General features: G+C 67.2%; 2 protein-coding genes. Both read right to left on the reverse strand.

Going from position 1 to position 1,288, the window contains the following annotated elements:
* Positions 1–665, reverse strand: a 665-nt coding sequence (locus tag A6M56_RS10160; RefSeq protein ID WP_286758116.1) for a TIGR03862 family flavoprotein, incomplete at its 3' end; no start/stop codon positions are given.
* A gap of 16 nt (positions 666–681) precedes the next feature.
* On the reverse strand, positions 682–1,288 hold a 607-nt coding region (locus A6M56_RS10165; protein ID WP_286758117.1), incomplete at its 5' end, for a transglutaminase-like domain-containing protein.

Below are 1,288 nucleotides of genomic sequence, written 5' to 3' on the forward strand. Positions count from 1 at the left end.
ACCGGCTTGACCGGGTGGCCGGCAAAACGCGTGCTGAAAAACGACGACCATGCCACATCGAAACCGCAATTGGCCGGTTTGAGCGGCGCCACTGCAATGCCTGCCGCACGCAGCAGCGGCACCCAGGCACCGTCCGATCCCAGCTTGGCCCAACTGCCGCCGCCCAGCGCGAGCAGGGTGGCGGCGGGCTGCACGACGATCTCGCCGTCCGGCGTGGCGAGGCGCAATCCGTCTCCGGACCAGCCCAGCCAGCGGTGCCGAACATGGAAACGCACCCCCTGGCTGCGCAGCCGGTGCAACCAGGCACGCAGCAGCGGCGCGGCCTTCATCCCCGCCGGAAAAACCCGTCCCGACGTGCCGACAAAGGTGTCGATGCCAAGGCCGTGGATCCAGTCGCGTACGGCCGCCGGGCCGAATGCTGCCAGCCAGGGGGCGACCTGCCCGGCGGCTGTGCCGTAGCGGCCGACAAAATCGGGCAGCGGTTCGGAATGCGTGATGTTCATGCCGCCCTTGCCGGCCATCAGGAACTTGCGGCCGACCGAGGGCATGGCGTCATAGACATCGACCGTCACGCCGGGATGCGCCGACAGGACCTCGGCGGCCATCAGCCCGGCCGGCCCCCCACCCACGATGGCGACCGCGGGATGAGTCATCGGCTTGGCCATGAGCTAGCCCTGTGCATCACGGCTGGCCCTTTCGCGTGGCGATGGCGGCCGAGAGTTCGGCCGGCAGGTCCTCCCCTTCGATCGGGAAGACGGTCACGGCGACCTCCGGCTCGGCACCGCCCCCGCCGAGGATGATGCCGCGCAGCGGCGAGATGTCGGAAAAATCGCGCCCGAAGGACAGCGTGATGTGCTCGGTATCGGGCAGCAGGTTGTTGGTCGGATCGAAGTCGACCCAGCCGTATTCGCTGCCCGGCACATAGACCGAAACCCAGGCGTGCGAAGCGTCGGCGCCGATCAGCCGGGGCTTGCCGGGCGGCGGGCGGGTCAGCAGGTAGCCGCTGACATAGCGTGCAGCAAGGCCGAGGGCACGCAGGCAGGCGATCATCAGGTGGGCAAAATCCTGGCAGACGCCGCGCTTTTTTTCGAGCACTTCGAGAACCGGGGTGGAGACCGTGGTCGCCTCCGGATCGAAAGTGAATTCGGTGAAAATCTTGGCCATCAGGGCTTCGACGCAGAGCAGCAGCGGCTTGCCGGGGGGAAAACAATCGGCGGCGTAATGAGCCAGTTCGTGCTTGATGCGAACATGCGGGCTTTCGAACAAAAAGCGGGCGGCGTCGAGGTCG

The sequence above is a fragment of the Ralstonia sp. RL genome (assembly GCF_001683835.1).
Classification (GTDB): domain Bacteria; phylum Pseudomonadota; class Gammaproteobacteria; order Burkholderiales; family Burkholderiaceae; genus Ralstonia; species Ralstonia mannitolilytica.